The sequence below is a fragment of the Sutterella seckii genome, assembly GCF_009183815.1.
GTDB lineage: Bacteria > Pseudomonadota > Gammaproteobacteria > Burkholderiales > Burkholderiaceae_F > Sutterella > Sutterella seckii.
This window is the reverse complement of sequence record NZ_WEHX01000200.1, coordinates 1-985: the sequence shown is the minus strand read 5'-3', so window position 1 is coordinate 985 and position 985 is coordinate 1. Positions and strand designations below refer to the sequence as shown.

Here is a 985-nt window from a genome sequence, read left to right as displayed (position 1 = left end):
AGGTGGTGGTTCTTCATCATGTTGATGATTCTTAAACTCTCCGCAGCCAGCGCTTGGCTTTCGTTCACGAGTCGCGAAGAGACCTTGTGAAGGTTGTCGGTGCGGGCATTCGCCACGCGCTTGTGGGCCCGTGCAAGTCTGCGGCGCGCCTTCTCGCGCCGGCGGCTGCCCTTCATTGTTCTTGAAAACTGCCGGCTTCTGCGGCGCAGCGCCTTGCGGGCGCGCTTCAGATGCCTCGGGTTGGGTTCCTTGCGGCCGTTCGATTCCGTAAGCAGATCCGTGATGCCGACATCAATGCCGATGACCTGATCCTCATAAATCTCCTTCAGAGGTTCCTTTTCAGCAAGACCATCTTCCCAGAGTACGGCGGCGTAGTAGTCGCCGGCCGCATCGGCTTCAAGCGTAATGCTCTTCACCTTGCCGACGACCTCGCGGTGGATGCGGGCTTTGATCGGCTCCATCTTCGGCACTCGCACGTAGTTGGGTCCGACGGAGACGTTGGTGCAGTGATAGCTCGACTGCGGACCTCTGCGGGATTTGTAGTGCGGAAAGCCCGCTCTTCTCTCAAAGAAAGCGCGGTAGCCCTTGTTGAGATTCCGGACCGATTCCTGAAGCGCCATGGAATCGTATTCCCTGAGCCATGCGTACTTCTTCGACTTCTTGGCTCTTGCGATGAGCGGCTTGATCTCGTTGATGAGGTCAAGCGATACGCCCCGCGTACGGTAGTAATGCTTCTTCAGGAAGAGCGCCATGTTCCAGCACTCGCGGACAGCACCCCACTGCGCCCAGAGAAAAGCTTCCTGTGCGGCAGTCGGATAGATGCGAAATTTCGCGGCGCGGAGCATGTAGCGGTCAACGGAATTTATTATTAAATAATATTATCATAATTCCGTGAATTTCCAGAAATCCGGTAACAGCACCCCTTGAAGCTGCATGACGATAAGGGGAATATTTTCACAGAGGCTTGCTGGATTTCTTCTCCTGG

At 55.5% G+C, this 985-nt stretch carries 1 protein-coding gene; it reads right to left on the bottom strand.

Annotation, left to right across the window (positions count from 1 at the left end; translation table 11 throughout):
* On the bottom strand, window positions 1–845 hold an 845-nt coding region (locus tag GBM95_RS11820), incomplete at its 3' end, for an RNA-guided endonuclease InsQ/TnpB family protein (RefSeq protein WP_152159269.1).
* Between the last annotated feature and the right edge of the window lie 140 nt (window positions 846–985).